Origin of the sequence: Hungatella sp. SB206, assembly GCF_051132295.1 — a bacterium.
GTDB lineage: Bacteria > Bacillota > Clostridia > Lachnospirales > Lachnospiraceae > Hungatella > Hungatella effluvii.
Genome location: NZ_CP096603.1, coordinates 2,726,341 through 2,743,365, shown reverse-complemented (window position 1 = coordinate 2,743,365; position 17,025 = coordinate 2,726,341). Strand labels below are relative to the sequence as shown.

Genomic DNA, 17,025 nt, shown 5'->3' with positions numbered 1-17,025 from the left:
GCGATGATTGTTTGCTTTATCTTTTTGTCATTCAACACGCGGTATCTCTCCTCAAATAAATTCACCCGAAGATTTTGCATCTTTAACCACGATTATTCCAGTTCCCTGGCCAGCTTTTCATACAGAACGTTCACATCCAGAGGCTTCGCAATGTGAGCGTTCATCCCGGCTTCCATAGCCGCTTTCACATCCTGTTCAAAAGCGTTGGCAGTCATGGCGATAATGGGAATGGTTCCGGCATCTGGTCTTCGGTTCGCTCTGATGGTCCGGGCAGCCTCATAGCCGTCCATCTCAGGCATCTGAATATCCATCAGGATGGCATCGTAGGTTCCCGGTGCCGCAGCACAGAATGCTTCCACGGCCAGCGCCCCGTCACCTTTGACTTCGATTTGTGCTCCCCACATACGCAGGAGTTCGGAAATGATTTCTGCGTTGATCGCGTTGTCTTCCGCGATCAGAAAGCGGCGTCCTGAAAAAAGATCGTCCTTTACAGCTTCTGAAGGCGGTTCCGGGGCAAGCTGACTGTGGCCGGGTGACACGATCTCGCCTTTGAGCTCAATGATAAATACTGTACCCTTTTCCAATTCGCTCTGAACGGTTATACTGCCTCCCATCAGGTCGACCAGCCCCTTGACAATACTCAGGCCCAGTCCTGTCCCTTCCACCCGGGATACGACACGGCTGCGGACAAAGGGTTCAAAGAGATGTGCCAGCGTCTCTTCCTCCATACCGATTCCCGTGTCGCTGATCGTGAAACGGTAAGATACCCACTGGGTATCCGACAGCGCAGAAAGTTCCTCCACTTTAAAACGCACAGTCCCTCCCCGCGGTGTGAACTTGACCGCATTGCCTAAAACATTAATGAGGATCTGGGAGAGACGCAGGGTATCGCCGTAAAAACAGGAGTTTTCTATCTCGCCAAGCTGAATCTCATAGTTCAGCCCCGCCTGTTCTGCCTGGGGAACAATAATCTCCCCAACCTGCTGTACCAATTCCGATAAGTATATCCGCTCCCGGTTCAATGTAATCTGTGACCTCTCAATTCGGTTCATGTCCAGCACATCATTAATTAAGTTCAGCAGATGAATGGAGGCGGAAGATATTTTTTGCAGGCAGTCCCGAACCTTAAGGGGATCACCGCTGTTGGCCTTTGCCAATGTGGTCATTCCCATGATCGCATTCATAGGTGTGCGGATGTCATGACTCATTGCAGACAGAAAATCACTTTTGGCGAGACTGGCTTCACGGGACAGCAGAAGGGCCCGTTCCAGCTCTGCCTTCACTTCCCGTTCTGCCGCCAGCATATCCGTCACATCTGCCCGCAGCAGGCAGACTGTCTTATGATTCTGATCCCCCCACAAAACATTGATCTGCTTATACCGCAGACTGTCTCCGCTCTGATAAGGAAGGACAAATTCGTAGCCGTCCGGCTTCTCTTTCAACTGCCGCAGCAGAGTTTCCAGACGAAAATTACTTTTCACCTCCTCATGGCCGCACGCCGTCCCATAGCTGCCTGCCAGTTTATCCAAAACCGTATTATAGTTCTGCGCGGCATGGGGCGGCAGATTTTCCAGAATCATCTCCCTGGTATACATGAGAAAGGTCCCTGCAGCAACGTCAATGAAGGCGGCCAGTTCACAGATACAGGCAACCGCCCGGAGCAGCAGCCGCTGTTCCCGGATAGAATCCGTAATATCCGTCCTGGTAAGACATACCCTGCCCAGCCGCAGGTCAATGGGGGAAACCGTGATATTCTTGGTTCGGATATCTTCGTTGTCAACCATAGAATAGGCAAATGTATAGGTCCTTCCCTGTTTCAGCCTGTTAAGCATACGTTCAGGATCAAGACCCTTCCGAAATTGTTCCCGGTCCCTTGGTACAATCCCGCACTTTAGCAGCTGGGTCACCCGGTATGAGTGAATCCCCTTTTTAAGCGGCATGCATCTGGCATTTTCATCCTGGGACAGTATCTTGTAGGTGTCACGCTTTAAGTCCACATCCGCTACAAAATCATAACCACTGACCGACAGCCGGCGAGCGATCCGGTCGGAAATAATCTGTTCTGTAATATCTGTAACCGTCAAGATACCCGTGACATCGCCGCTGTCCGGTGTAGCCACCATCTTCATTTCAAATTTTACATAACGCCCTGATTCCTCTCCTGGCAGCTGAACGTAGACCTCCTGTATTTTTACAGTTTCTCCACGCTCAAAAGCGGCCAGCGAGGGGGCGCGCAGAAAGGTGTTCCGGAAATTTTTCCGGTCTTCTTCCTCCACAATCAACCCGGACAGACCGGTAAAAAAATCCTCCCGGACAACTCCAAATCTATCTAAAAGCCCGGCTCCGGTCTGATCGCTGATCTGTATGATCCTGTCCTCAGTGATATTGCAGTGCCCCATCACCAGGGCGTTGGGGTCCGACTTCTGATGATGCTGCAGCAGCAGATCATTGTAATTCTGCCGGACACGGGCACGTTCTTCACGCTCTTTTGTCATATCGTTGAAGATGGAATATATCTTCTTTTCGCCGCCCTCATGCTCGATGAGCGAAAGGGTGTTCTTTACCCATACATAGCCTCCTGACCCTTTTAAGAGCCGGTACTCGATCTCCCATTGGCTCTTTCCACTGACAAAATATGCATCCAGCTGCTGACGCACACGTTCCAGATCGTCTGGATGTACGCCTGTCAGGGCATCCTGGCGATATAACTCCCAGGTATCCTCAAGCGGCATATCAGTGGTTACTGCAAGACCTTCCGAAATATATTCCGGGATAATGCTGCCATCCTCTTCATAGCGGACTACCACTACCCCGCCGGGAAGATTTTGCAGAGTATTTTGAAAGTACTGCTCAAGCCGCTTCTGTTCTGTCACATCGCTGTAAACCACATACAAAAACACACTGCCATCAGACGCCGCTCTTCGGGCACCTTCCATACATATCCACCGGTATTCCTCCAGTTCTTCATGAAAAAGCCTGCAGGTATGCCGCAGCATATCTCCACCTGCCAGCAGACCGGCCAGTTCTTTTTGCAAAGCGGCGCGGTCATCCTCATGAACGCCGGCGAACGATACCTGCTCCCTGACCTGGGCGTGCCTTTTTGACGGTCCTAAAACTTTAAAGAAGGCCGGGTTATGATACAGTGGATAAAGCCGTTCCTGTTCCACACGGTAGATGCACATACCGCTGGGGATACTGTCGAGGATTGCTTTCAGTTCATGATTCATCACATCTGTCATTGTTTATTCCTCCTCTCGGCCCAGAATAAAATCATACAGGACCCGAAACAGCCGTTCCGGCTCAATCGGCTTTGCCAGATGCGCATTCATCCCGGCAGCTTTACTCTTTTCAATATCCTCGTCAAAAGCATTGGCCGTCATGGCAATGATCGGGATAGTTCCGGCATCGGCGTTGGTCATATGCCGTATGTTGTTGGCAGCCGTCAGCCCATCCATTTGAGGCATCCGGATATCCATGAGGATAGCGTCATAACTGCCTGCTTCGGACTTACTGAACATCTCAATGGCCCGCAGTCCATTTTCCGCAGTATCCACAACAAATCCCCTGCTCTCAAGAATAATCACAGCTACTTCGGTATTGATCGCGTTATCCTCTACCAGAAGAACCCGGCGCCCGGTAAAGTCGTATATTACCGGATCATTCCCTGCCCCGGTCTCCTCCTTCTCGCCTAATACTCTGGTGAAAGCGGAAATCAGGGATGATTTGAACATGGGCTTGCTCATCAGAAGATTTACCCCTGCCGACTTTGCCTCATGCTCAATGGCTGCCCAGTCATACGCAGTCATGATAATAATCGTAACCTCCGGACCAACTATCGCACGGATACGCCGGGCAGTCTCGATTCCGTCCATTTCAGGCATCTTCCAGTCAACCAGAATCATATCGTAATGCCTGCCGGCCTCGTACAATTCCTGTATCTGTTTAATGGCCTTATGGCCGCTGTCTGCCCATTCAGCAGTAATCCCCATCTCCTTAAGCGTAGCTACCGCGCTTTCACACACCATTACATCGTCATCCACCACCAGCGTTTTCAAAGCAGAAAAATGGGGATTTGTCCTTTTCCTGTTACGGCGGTGCAATTCTTCATCTGTAACGCCCAACTGCACATCCACAATGAATTCTGAGCCGATACCTTTGATGGAACGCACCGTGATTTTCCCGCTCATCATGTCAACAATACTTTTCGATATGGCCAGTCCCAGTCCCGTACCTCCGTATATAGCAGTGGTTCCCATGGACTCCTGGGCGAAAGGCTCAAATATGTGGTGAAGGAAATCCTCACTGATACCGATACCGTTGTCATTGACAATAAAACGCAGTTCAGCGCCGTTTTTAATTTTTTTGCGAAGTTCAGCGGAAAAGGTTACCTTGCCGCCCTCACCTGTAAACTTGATGGCATTGGATAAGATGTTGAGCAGGACCTGCTGCAGCTTCATGGCATCCCCGATATAACAATCGTCCAGGGTTGGGGCTGCAATACACTCGTAATCCACGCCTTTTGCCTCTGCCTGACTGTAACAGATGACATTGAGGCCGTTCAGAAAATCCTCCATGGGTATTTTCTCATTCTTCAACAGCATCTTTCCGCTTTCAATCCGGCTCATATCCAGAATATCATTGATGAGCGAGAGCAGGAAACGGGAGGAGATTCCTATTTTAGAGATGCACTCTGCAATCTGCTCATCATTGCCAACAGCCTGGGCAGCAATAGCGCTCATGCCGATGATGGCATTCATAGGGGTGCGGATCTCATGGCTCATCCGGGAGAGAAAGTCCGTTTTGGCTGCATTTGCCTGCTCCGCAGCAGTCAGGGCAGCTGAAAGGATCTCTTTCTGCTGCTGTTCCTGGCGAATGATATCCGTTACATCAGTACGTGCAATGCACACGCGTCCCAGTTCCTGGCTGATGTAAAAAACCTGATACCGCTTTACATGGGAATGATTGTGTTTGTCACGGATTTCGGCCATGAAGTTATAGCTGCCGTGTTCAGCCAATGTTTTCCGCATATAACCGAAATTCAATTTTGCGAGATACTCACGCCCAATGCCTTCCTCCATAAAAGCTGCTGCGATTTTTCTGGCCTCTTCCTGAAAACGGCCTTTCACTGGCATCATACCGGCTGCTTCCGGGTGAAAAGAGACTACTTGATAGGTATCATTGCGAATATCAACGTCGGAAATAATCTCGTAATCCAGCTCAGTCACTTTATCAAGGAGCTGCGCCTGTATCTTCTGCTCTGTAACATCAATTGTATAGAAGAAAGCGATTACGTCACCGCTTTCAGGGTTCTTATGGAATTTGAAATTAGTTTTGCTCCAGAAAACGCCGCCATCCGTCTGTTTCCGTAAAAACTCGAAATGAATATCTGTTTTTCCGGCGGAAAACTCTTCCAGCACGCGTGCCCTTCCGAGAGCCATGCTGATATATTCACCATAATCGGTATCTGTTGAGGAATCCGCCAGTTTTCTGATTGCCTGCTCATAGGAATCCCCAGCCTTTGCGATGGCTGCGATATCCGTGGCCTGATAGTTCTCGACCTTATTCTGTGTGACATTGACACGCCCCTGAATGCTTCCATCCATCAAAGCTGTCTGTGTAAAATAGGCCAGTTCCTTTTCGTATAACTCCCTGATCTGGATCTGGGCCAGTTTCTGGTCCGTAACATCTACAAAGACACCGTAAAAATATAGCTCACCGTCATCTCCGGGCATCAGCTGGGCCTTCATCGATATCCACTTAACACTTCCGTCTCTGCAGACTAACCGATGTTCATCCTGTACGGTATCCCCATAGCTCCCATCTGTGAACAGTCTTTCCCGCACACCTTCCAAGTCGTCCGGATAAACCATTACGGCCATCCCATTCCCGATTACAATAAACTCATCACGGGTATAACCCAGAAACTCATACAGTCCGTCGTTGGCATCCACAACAGTAAAATTCTCATCATACCGTACACGGAATACCGCGCCGGGAACGTTGTTATAAAGATGTATAATTTCAGCCTGAGCCTTTTTCTGCGCCGTGATATCAATACATACCGATATTATGGCCGGCCTGCCATCCTCAGCGGTAACCTCATGCCCCAGATCCTGTACCCATATGTAGGAATCGTCCCGCTTCTTCATACGGTATTCTACCATATATTCGCCCCGGACTGCCATTTGGGCAGCAACCTCCGCTTCCACCAAATCCCGGTCAGCAGGGTGCATGCAGTTGGAAACCATTCCTTTAATATCAGCGACAAATTCCGCCTCATCGGCATAGCCGAGATACTCCAGCATACGGCCGTTGACAAAATAGAAGGGAAAGCCCTTTTCGATGTATCCGCCCATCATACCGCCGGGCAGCGATGCATTGAGCAGCTCCTGACGCTGTCTGACAATGTTTTCCACCACCAGAGTGTGGGGGTAATGCTCTTCCCCCATCTGGCTGCTCCCCGGCTCTGAAAACCACAGGGTGCGAAAACGCCAATGATTTCCCTGATCTCTGACCAGAGTAAAAAAGCCTCTTAACCGCCAGCGGTACTGCGAATTTATCAGATTCATCCCTACTGACAGATTGCAGGTCCGGGAGTCAATCTCCTGTTCCTGATAGGGTATTAATTCTACAGAAAACGGCTCGGGAATCTCCAGAATATCCCTTTCCAGATACTCTTCCATTTCCCGTGGACTGTGTGCGAATTCATTCTCGCCAGTTCCCACAAAACAAAACTCCTCAGCTAAAAAGAGGTAAGTTTCCGCTGCGCAGCGTCTCTCAAACCAGGCGCTGCAAAACGCCTGCAAAGTCTCCCAGGCAGTCATTGCTGTTTTCATTGGTTTCTTCCTTTCTATAACCGGCGCTGGCCTCTGGTGCGGCGGTCTGGCCGGCCTCTATGGCTCCGATTGACGACGGTGCTGTCAGTATCTTCTCAAATGCCTCGGCAGGCATAGGTTTGGCAAAGTAATAGCCCTGGGCATAATCACAGCCGCCGTTTTGAAGTCTCTCCAGCTGCTCCCGGGTTTCCACGCCCTCTGCGACCACACTCAGCTTCATCCAACGGGCCAGACTTACAATAAAGGGCAGGATTCCCTGACTTGCCGGCCTTTTAATCTCAGTCTGGATAAACTTCATATCCAGTTTCAGCACATCAATCGGCATTTCTGTGAGCATATTCAAGGAGGAATAACCGCTGCCAAAATCATCCATTTCAATAATAAAACCCATTTTTCGCAGATTGCCCAGAGTCTCAATCAGCTGCCTGGAGGTTTCCGTGTAGGCACTTTCCGTAATCTCCAGATGCAGACGGGAAGGCGAGAGCCCGTAACGCTCAACCAGACCGGTCAGAACCGCAGCCAGATCCACATTATGGATATCCATCCGCGAAACATTAACTGAGATGCTGATGCAGGGATAGCCTTTCCGATCCCAGTCCCGCAGCAAAATGCATACACGTTCCCAGACGTACTGATCCAGCTTTGTTATAAAACCATTACGTTCAAAGACAGGGATGAACTCCGCTGGCGGCTGTAACCCCCATTCCGGGTGATTCCAGCGCACCAGCGCCTCAGCTCCTGCCAGTCGGCCATCCCGGATCTGGTACTTTGGCTGTAAATAGACCTCAAACTGTCCCGTGACAAGGGCGTTTTCCATGCCGTCTGTAATCGCCTGACGACGCAGCAGCGTCCCTCTAAGCTCGTCATCGTATAAGGCAAAATGCTTTCCGTACCGCCCCTTGATGCTCTGTGCCGCCAGAAGCGCCCGGTCACACATCTGCTCGACGGGCACCTCACGATCCTCTACCATATAGATACCATACTTCATCACTACATTCTGGTCATGAAAACCATTGTTGATCCGGTCATCGGTTTGGGTGAACATCTCATCCACATAATCTTCCCTGTGCTCCAGAAGGCAGGCGAACTGGTCCGCGCCCAGCCGTCCGCAGATCCCGCGGTCCCCCAGGCTCCGGGTACACAGCTTTGCAACCTGCTTCAGCAGCCGGTCCCCTGCAGAGACGCCAAAGGAATCATTGATTAACTTAAAATTCTCAATGTCTGAGCAGAGGATATCATACTTCATATCGGGATTCCTGAAAAGGATATCTCTGACCTGCTGGTAAAAAAATTCCTTACTGTATACACCCGTTACCCGGTCATATTGAATCTGATTGAGCAATGCGGAGGTTTCACGCAGATGAATGATACTGGCTGCGCGATGCAGGATAACCTGGGCACGGTAAGGCTTGGTAATGAAATCCGTAGCTCCGTAAGAAAGGGCAGTCACTTCGTCTTCTTCACGATCATTGGATGTGGTAACAATGACTGGAATAGAGGCAAATCGGGAATCTGCCTTAAAATGGCGAAGAAATGTGTATCCATCCATGACAGGCATCTGAATATCCAGCAGAATCAAAGAGATCCCCTCCCTGTATTTCTCCAATACAGCAAGGGCCTGGGCTCCGTTTTCCACTTCCAGGACCGTGTATTGGGAGGACAGAATCGCGCATAGCGTCATCCGGTTGATCTCATTATCCTCTACCACTAAAATTTTCTTATCTAACAGCATAGTTCTGTACCTACCTCATTTCATCGTGTGCCCTTCTCATGATAACAGCCGCTATTGAATAAATGGCATTTTTTGTCATTTTTAATGACACATTTTCTAATGGCTTTAATTATTTTATTTTAAATGATGTTAAGCAATATTTCAAGCATAAGTACTCGAAATGAAAATGCCACTTTTTTGTCATTTCAGATGCCATTTTCTTGTTAAATGAGAGATTATGTGCTATACTTGAAAAAAAGGAGGCTGATCGATGCAGTTCTATGAAAAATTGCTTTTTATTATGAATCTTACCCAGACACAAAATAAGGAACTCGCACAGGCGATTCAGGTTGACCCTTCCATAATAAGCCGTTTACGCAATGGAAAGAGGGGTGTCCCCCGCAATCCCGAACTCCTGCGCAGTATGGCGTTATATTTCTCAGAGCGCTGCAATACGGAATATCAGCGGCGTGCATTGGCTGAGACGGCAGGAGTCAAACGGATTATAACAGCGAAACGAAGCCAGTTGTCGGATTTTCTCTTTCACTGGTTCAGCGGAAATGCAGATGGGGTGGAACGGTTTATGCGGACCTTTGAATCTCTGAAAATAGAGGAAGCCGCATCGAATGTTAGTTCGTACTCACCACCAATCAGTTCCAAGGGAAATTTTATTTACTATGGAAATGAGGGGAAACGGGCCGCCGTTCGGGCCTTGTATCAGCAGCTGCAGACCCGGCCGGAACCATGTACGATCTGCATCCTGGCCGATGAAACAGATGACTGGCTGATGGAGGATTATGATTTTACAGCCAGTATGCAGGCCGGACTGCTGGGCTGCTTACAGAGGGGTTTTGAGATTTGCCATATTATTCCGTCTATCTATACCGGGGACCAGATATTGGAATCATTGAGCCGCTGGATGCCGCTCTACATAACCGGGAAGGTACACGCATACTTCTATCCTCATATCCGCGACCGCCTCCACCGTCATACTATTTTATTACTGCCCGGTCAGATTGCTCTTGCCTCTCATTCCATGTCCGGTCAAACTTCCAGCTATGCATCAATGCTGACCACTGACCCCAGGCTGCTCCAGGCCATAGAGGCTGAATTTCAGGACTACTTATCTCTGTGCCGGCCCATGCTGAATACCTATTCCCAACCACGGAATCTGCTCCAGTGCGTTGTTAATTTTCACGCAGCCCATGGTTTCTGCATCCAAAAGCTGCTCTCCCTTTCCGGGGTAACCGCACCGCTTGAGTTAATCGACAATACGATTGAGCAAAGGGAAGATGCCGAACTGAAAGACTTGGGCGAAATTTATTATCAGGAAATGGAAAAACAGGACCGGAGCCATTACAACATGATTGAAATCGTCCATCTGGCCAGCGCCGAACAGGTTCGAGCCGGTACTGTCCCTATTGTCTGCACGTATGGTACAGCAAAACGCCTTTACTATACGCCGGAGACTTATGCCCTGCACCTGAAGAATATCCTGCATATTATGGAGACTTGTGAGACCTATCATTTTGTTCCTTTGGAAGAGCCCCTTGAACAGGAGAGTTCCATCATGGTAAAAGAAAATAATAAAGCGCTCCTGGTACACACCTCGGAGCCCTTTACAATATTTGAAATTTCGCAGCCTGAAATTGTCGCATTATACCGCGAGTATCTGCTTCGGCTTGCGGAAAAACAGGGTTACACCGGTATACACCGGACCAGAATTAAATCCCGCCTTCGGGAACTGATCAGGGAGCTGCAAAGTTAATTTACCTCTATACCGGGTTACATATCACTCCCCACCAGGGTCACCGCTATATCCTGTATAATAAAATCAGCTGCACTTAATCAGCAGCTAAACCAAACAAAGGAGAACGAGAATGAAAAGCTTACAGAAGAATTGGAGGGTGCTCGCGGCCGCAATACTGGCAGCGGCATTATTTACCGGCTGCAAAGGCGCAGACGCAGTCAAAGAGGAGCCGTTAAACACCTACACAGCAGAGAGCGGTATGTTTTCCGTGAGCCTTCCAGGAGAATGGACAGAAGGCGACACCATGGGACTGACTGATTTGATGAACCTAAGCCGTGATGACGGTATGGAAGCCGTCATTATGGGTATGACAAAGGGACAGCTCTTAGGGCAGGGGGGAAGTAACGTAGAAAGCCTGGAAGACTTCTTTAATTATGCCGACGCCCTGTTTTTAAACGGAGCAGCGGCTACCACCGAGCTGGACAACACAGAAAGCATTGCCCTTGCCGGCATGACGGCGACAATCGCCAAGGACGGAACCATGACCCAGAAGAACGGCGCCAGCGGCAGGCTCTTTATCGAATGCGGCGAGACCGAACGCGCCTATTATCTGCTCATGTTCTCCGGCACAAAGGGATACGACAAAAAAATAGCTTCCATAAAAACAAATCTGGGATTCGAAGAGCTGGAGATCCCTGAGCCGGAGACTCTCGCCGATACACTGCGCTGGTTTAACGCCTCCTATGCTGTCATCACTTCATTAAACGGGGGAGATTTGAACATTCCGGCTGGCTATGAACCAGGCAGTATGATCGAAACCAGCATGAAGACCATGCTGGAAAGAGACTGGGGTGTAACCGATCAGGCTTCCCTGGAAGAAACCGTGGAACGGCTGGTCACGAAAGGTCATAACAGCGAAGCCCTGGATTACCTGGCCCAGTCAGGAACAGAAGGTATGACCAGAGAAGATTTGATCACAGCCATGGAAACCAACGGCTTTGACGATGAGGAGCAGACAATCATGCTTGCCGCATTTGATGCAAAGAACGCATATGGCGATCATGCCATCGCCGGCTGGGATTTAAGCCGGGCCATGTCCCTGTTAGGCTGGGGATACCTTGCAGGATTCTATACCTATGAAGAAGCCATGGACAAATCCCTGGTGACTGCACAGATGATCCAACAGGAATTTACTTCCTGGGACGACTTTATGAACAGTTATTTCTACGGCTATTCCTACTGGAGCGGCAATGCCCCCGAGGATACCGATTCCCAGGCATATAAAAGACGCCGGTTATATGAGGAAATAAAGGAGGAGGATAACAGTCCGTTTTCAGCAGACTGGAATACTTCCCTGCAAAAAGTCTGGTAAAACGATCAAAAGACTGGTCTTGGGACATACCTGCATTGGCTGATAAAGATAAACTGTCAGGAAAAAGGTGTAATTAATCAGAGGGTGCCGCCCAATCATCTGTTTTGATGATTGGGCGGCACCCTCTGATTAAAATTATCTATTTTCCGACATCCTTTTTTACTGCAAATGCGATCAGTTCGACCTTTCACCATTCGAATTTACATAGTATCCATCCGGAGTTTCCCGGTTCGCATACATCGCTCCATACGGAATCGCGGAATCATTCGAATACACCCACGTTCCCTTTTCCTCATTAAACGTATAGGTTGCCTGATTCGCTGTTGATTCATTAAAGTAATACCAGTTTTCATTTAACTCCAGCCAGCCGGTCACCATATTGCAGTTTACCGTGTCAAAGTAGTACCACTGATTCTGGATCTGTTCCCACTTACCGGAGGCATATCCGCCCTTCGCATAGCTGTACCACCAACCGTTGGAATCCTGTTTCCAGCTGCCTGCCACCGAACCGGTAACCGCCGATGAACTGCCGGAGCTGCCCGAACTATTCGAACCATTTGAATCATCAGAACCATTTGAACTTTCTGCTGTTACATCTACCGTCTGCTCTAATAAAAGATTGTCCGAGGACGCTCCGACATAGACAACTCTGGTTCCCTCTGCAACCTTCCATTTGCCGGTCGTTCCGTCGCTCTGTTCCTGAAGCTCTCCGTCTGTATTCCAGTAGGACAGGCTTCTTTCATTGATGTGCACGGTTACGTCTTTCTCCTCACCAGGCTTTAACTCATCCGTTCTGTAATAACCGGCCACAGCGTATTTTGCCATCTGCCACTCGACATACCATCTGTTATTTACTGCTCAATTATATCTTATAAATGGAAGCAGGTAAAGAAGGACCTGATTTTCTGTTTGAAGAATAAAACACCTTTTATGGCTTTATAACAGACGCCTACATCTGTCCCGCTTGCGTTTCCGATCTATCTGATCTGTGTCACTCTTCCAGCTCATGGATCAGTTCCCGGAGCCTGGATTTTATCTTAGAACGGTGGATACCGGTGAAGCCTGCTTTCTCCGCCAGACGAAACAGATACTCACGGTATAAGGCCACGATCTCAGGCTGGGAGATTTCAAAGACGGTAAAGGGCTCCGAGGTATGCACCAGAAGAGCTCTGTGATTTTCCTTAACCATAAGGGAGTTCTCCTGTTCAACAGGTCCTTCCAGGGGGACAAAGTGGTATTTTTCATGGGTATCCAAAATATGCAGAATCTTCTTCAAGTGCATGGTATAGGTCTCCGGGGTGTAGTAAAGGGCGCCGATTGACCAGCAGGTGGCTGTGATGGGTACTGTGCCGGCGCGGACCTGGTCAGCGCTGGCCAGGTGAACGATATCGATCAGATTGTACTGGTCCTGCTCCTCTTCCAGCCGCTTCATCTCCTGAAGGTAAAGCTCTCCCAGGCGTTTCTGCTCGGGATCTTCTCTTTTTCCGATGGAGTCCGCGACAAGTTCAAAGGGTGCGGTCACTGCAGATAAGGAAATCAGCTTTTGTATGCGGAAGCCCTGGGGGGATAAGAATTTCATAAAGCACTGGAACAGCTTTTGGGGTTCCGAGTAGGTATTCAGCATAGGCCGGCACAGAGCGAGGTAGGACTGAAACTCCGATTCCGTCGCCCGGAGCACCCCCGGGTCTGTGGTCAGCATTGTGCCATAGCTGGTGGGCTCACCCGCCATGGAATGTGATGCAATCGCGATTTGTCCGGGCACCATAATAATGGTGTGCCGGTAAAGGCGGTCGCGGATATGAGGATAAAAAAAGGCTTTTACCTTGCCGGTCATATAGAGCGGGATCCAGCGGGCCAGGGATTCCAAAATCTGATCACCCGAATAGATCGGCGGTATGATGTGGCAAATCTGACAGCCCCGCCGGATACAGTCCAGCAGCCAAGCCTGCATCTGGGAGGTGAAATCATAATCTTCCATCAGCCAATCGTCGGTCTCATCGGCAAGAATGCAGATCGTGCCAGGTTCCTGCCGGGCCAGCAGGTGTTGGTACATGGACCGCACCGCGGCACGCTTTCCCTCATTCCCAAAATGAATAAAATTCCCTTTACGGCTGATCGTTGCGGCCTCCAGGGTGGAGTTGGACGCCACCCCCTTAATAGTCAGGGATTCAAAGTTGCGCATGAAATTGTCCACTCCGTTCGCGTCACCACAAAGCCAGCAAAATAAAAATTCTGACAGCTGATCCTGCCTGTCCATGAGGACCCGTCTGACTCCCGCCATCTCTGAAAGAGCTCTTCTTTGATATTCGCCGGTACAGCGTTCGGCAAGGAAATCCGCCATGCTGCGCAGCGGCTCCAGATGGCGCGGAAGCCCTCTCTTCCCGTTGCGGAATCTGCTGATGATGGAGGGGTCTACCTGCGCTGCCAGGGCCAGCTCCCGGTTCGTCGTTTGAGTTAAATTCATGACAAAAATTAGCTTTTCATAGAACTGCACAGTCTCATCCTCCTTTTTTATACCAGTATATCGTAAAGTGATTAAGTTTGCAACAAAATTAATATTTTTTCGTCATCAAATATGACACCAAAGTGTCATTGCCAATTGCGAACAATCTCTTGAAATTTGCTCTAAAAAGATGTATTCTATAATTTAAGAATATTAAAGCTCATTATTTGTCATTAAAAATGACAAATATGTGTCATTTACAATTGAAATTATATACATATATACATGAACATGCATGAGTATGCATGAATATGAAGGATTGAGTGTGAGCAATGTTATTAGAAAGAAAAATTTTAGTGGTTGAAGACAATGAGATCAACCGCGCGGCGCTGTGTGTCATCCTGTCTTCTCAATATACGGTTCTGGAGGCCGAAAACGGTGAACAGGCCCTGTCGCTGCTGGAAAAATACAGAGAGGGAATATCTCTGATCCTGCTGGATATTGTTATGCCGATTATGGATGGCTACACCTTTTTGAAACATCTGAAAGCAGATCACAGACTGAATTCTATCCCGGTCATTGTCACAACATCTAACAACAGTGAAGCGGATGAGGTGGCCGCGCTTTCCAGCGGGGCCACAGACTTCATCGCCAAGCCCTACAGTGCCAAGGTCATTTTACACCGGGCAGCCGGCATCATCCGCCTGCGGGAGACCTCTGCCCTCATCCATCAGATCCAGTATGACCGGGTCACCGGGGTGTACAGCAAGGAATATTTCTGCCAGCAGGTCCGGGATATCCTGTTAAGGAATCCGGATGTGAAATATGATATTCTTTGTTCCGACATTGAGGACTTCAAACTGATCAACGACACCTTCGGCATGGCCGCGGGCGACCGCCTGCTGCGGCAGGTGGCGGAGCTCTGCACCCAGCGGCTGGGGGATCACGGGGTCTGCGGCCGCCTGAACGCGGATCAGTTCGCCTGTCTCCTGGAGCACCGCGACGACTATGCGGACGAGATGTTCACCCAGGCCGACAGCAGGATCAACCACGGATTTGGCGATCAGAATGTAATCATGAAATACGGCATCTACACAGTGGAGGACCGGGATGTCTCCGTAGAGCAGATGTGTGACCGGGCGCTGCTGGCGGCGCACAGCATCAAGGGAAAGTATGGCAGACACTTTGCCCTCTACGATGACAAACTGCGTGGCACGCTGCTGCGCCGGCAGGCCATCACGGACGGCATGGAGACGGCTCTGGCCACGGGTCAGTTTGAGGTCTACTTACAGCCAAAGTACCAGATCCGGGATGGCCGGCTGGCGGGGGCCGAGGCGCTGGTGCGCTGGAACCACCCGGAATGGGGCCTGCAGCCGCCTGCGGAGTTCATCCCCATATTTGAGCGCAACGGCTTTATCACTAAGCTGGATCAATATGTCTGGGAGCGGGTCTGCGCACTGATGCAGTCATGGGATGAGAAGGGCTATCCACGTATTAACATTTCCGTCAACGTCTCACGGATGGATATTTACAACACAAACCTGGTGGATCTTCTCACAGGGATCGTACAACGGCACGGACTTTCTCCCTCCCGTCTGCACCTGGAGATCACGGAGAGCGCGTACACGGATACTTCAAGACAGCTCATTGAGACCCTGGGCACTCTGCGCAGGCTGGGCTTCGTCATTGAGATGGACGATTTCGGCAGCGGCTACTCTTCGCTGAATATGCTCACTGAAATGCCTATCGACGTGCTGAAACTGGATATGAAGTTTATCCAGACTGAGATTACAAGACCCACCGGCCAGGGCATCCTGCGCTTTATCGTGGACCTGGCCCGTTGGATGAAATTGAGCGTGGTGGCTGAGGGCGTGGAGACCCGGGAACAGTTGGAGAGGCTTCAAAACGATGGGTGTGACTACGCCCAGGGCTATTATTTTGCCAAGCCTATGCCTGTGGAGAATTTTGTTTTGGTCTTGACAGCGCAGGCCCCTCCCGCAGATATAAATAACAGCCGGTCTTCCGGCTCTGCGGACCGCATGGACAGGGTTCTGCTGGTGGCCGATGAGGACAAGGAATACCGTGCCCAGATGCATAGAGCCTTCTCCGACTGCTTCAAGGTACTGGAGGCGGCCAGCTATGAGCAGGCAGTTAAAACCCTGGGAAACCATCCGCATCAGATATCGGCCGTGATTCTTAGCTTAACACTCCAAGGCGGAGCTGATATCCTGACTGCGATTCAAAAGGAGCGGGGCGCCTGGGAGACGCCGTGCGTCGCTACGGGACCGTTGGACATGGAACTGGAGCGCAGCGCCATGGAACTTGGCGCCGCCGACTATGCGGCTAAGCCCCACAATCAGGAGTCGCTGCGCAGGAGGGTCCTGCGGGCGATGAGCCTCCACACTCTTCAGGCACGAATACAGTCCTTACAGGATGAGGACTGCAGAGACACCATGACCGGCCTGCTCAACCGCCGGGGATTGTACACCATAGCCAAATCACTGCGGCATGAGTCTTCCTCCGCTGTTTATCTGTTTGAACTGGACGGATTGAAAAAGTTCAACGAGAAGTACGGTTATGTGGAGGGCGATCATTTGATCTTCCACTTCGCCTCCCTTCTGCGTGCCCACACCCGGGTGGACGATGTGCTGGTCCGGCTGGGCGGGGATGAATTTCTGATTGTGATGAGCCACATAAGCTCCATAGAAGTTGCCCATAAGAAAGAAACAGCTATTCTCCGGGCTTATTATGAAAGCCGTTACGTGGACCCGGATTCGGTGACCTGCTTTGCCGGCACAGTACTCCGGAATGCAGAGGAATCATTGGATGAAATAATACGCCGGGCCCGCGAGGCCATGTATGCTGCAAAGGCCGGCGATAAAGACGAGTACTTTTTACGGAAGGGGTGAGCAT

8 protein-coding genes are annotated in these 17,025 nt (G+C 50.0%); 3 read left to right on the top strand and 5 right to left on the bottom strand.

Features of this window, described 5'->3' with window-relative positions; genetic code table 11:
* Positions 1-92 precede the first annotated feature (92 nt).
* Genes M1L66_RS11945 through M1L66_RS11935 form a run of 3 tightly spaced genes read right to left on the bottom strand, consistent with a single transcriptional unit; the run spans position 93 to position 8,568 of the window.
* Complete coding sequence (locus M1L66_RS11945) at positions 93-3,239, bottom strand: PAS domain-containing hybrid sensor histidine kinase/response regulator (protein ID WP_434693133.1); 3,147 nt, start codon at positions 3,237-3,239, stop codon at positions 93-95.
* 3 nt (positions 3,240-3,242) lie between these two features.
* Entirely contained in the window at positions 3,243-6,836 is a 3,594-nt protein-coding gene (locus M1L66_RS11940; protein WP_434693131.1) for a response regulator, read from the bottom strand.
* Positions 6,778-8,568 carry a putative bifunctional diguanylate cyclase/phosphodiesterase gene (locus M1L66_RS11935; protein WP_434693129.1) on the bottom strand — a complete coding sequence of 597 codons (1,791 nt, stop codon included), beginning with the start codon at positions 8,566-8,568 and terminating at the stop codon, positions 6,778-6,780. The genes M1L66_RS11940 and M1L66_RS11935 overlap by 59 nt, the downstream gene beginning before the upstream one ends.
* A gap of 250 nt (positions 8,569-8,818) precedes the next feature.
* Between M1L66_RS11935 and M1L66_RS11930 the strand changes: the two genes are divergently transcribed.
* Both M1L66_RS11930 and M1L66_RS11925 read left to right on the top strand, forming a co-directional pair.
* Positions 8,819-10,315: a hypothetical protein gene (locus tag M1L66_RS11930; RefSeq protein ID WP_434693126.1), complete on the top strand. Its 1,497-nt coding sequence runs from the start codon at positions 8,819-8,821 to the stop codon at positions 10,313-10,315.
* A gap of 112 nt (positions 10,316-10,427) precedes the next feature.
* Complete coding sequence (locus M1L66_RS11925) at positions 10,428-11,669, top strand: DUF1266 domain-containing protein (RefSeq protein ID WP_434693124.1); 1,242 nt, start codon at positions 10,428-10,430, stop codon at positions 11,667-11,669.
* Positions 11,670-11,843: 174 nt separating this feature from the next.
* Here M1L66_RS11925 and M1L66_RS11920 read toward each other — a convergent pair whose 3' ends face one another.
* Both M1L66_RS11920 and M1L66_RS11915 read right to left on the bottom strand, forming a co-directional pair.
* Positions 11,844-12,494: a fibronectin type III-like domain-contianing protein gene (locus tag M1L66_RS11920; protein ID WP_434693121.1), complete on the bottom strand. Its 651-nt coding sequence runs from the start codon at positions 12,492-12,494 to the stop codon at positions 11,844-11,846.
* Positions 12,495-12,660: 166 nt separating this feature from the next.
* The gene (locus M1L66_RS11915) at positions 12,661-14,163 is read right to left on the bottom strand and encodes a hypothetical protein (RefSeq protein WP_349768897.1); all 1,503 of its coding nucleotides are present in this window, start codon (positions 14,161-14,163) and stop codon (positions 12,661-12,663) included.
* A 281-nt stretch (positions 14,164-14,444) separates the two neighbouring features.
* On the opposite strand from M1L66_RS11915, the gene M1L66_RS11910 reads away from it, so the two are divergent.
* Complete coding sequence (locus M1L66_RS11910; protein ID WP_434693119.1) at positions 14,445-17,021, top strand: EAL domain-containing protein; 2,577 nt, start codon at positions 14,445-14,447, stop codon at positions 17,019-17,021.
* Positions 17,022-17,025 lie beyond the last annotated feature (4 nt).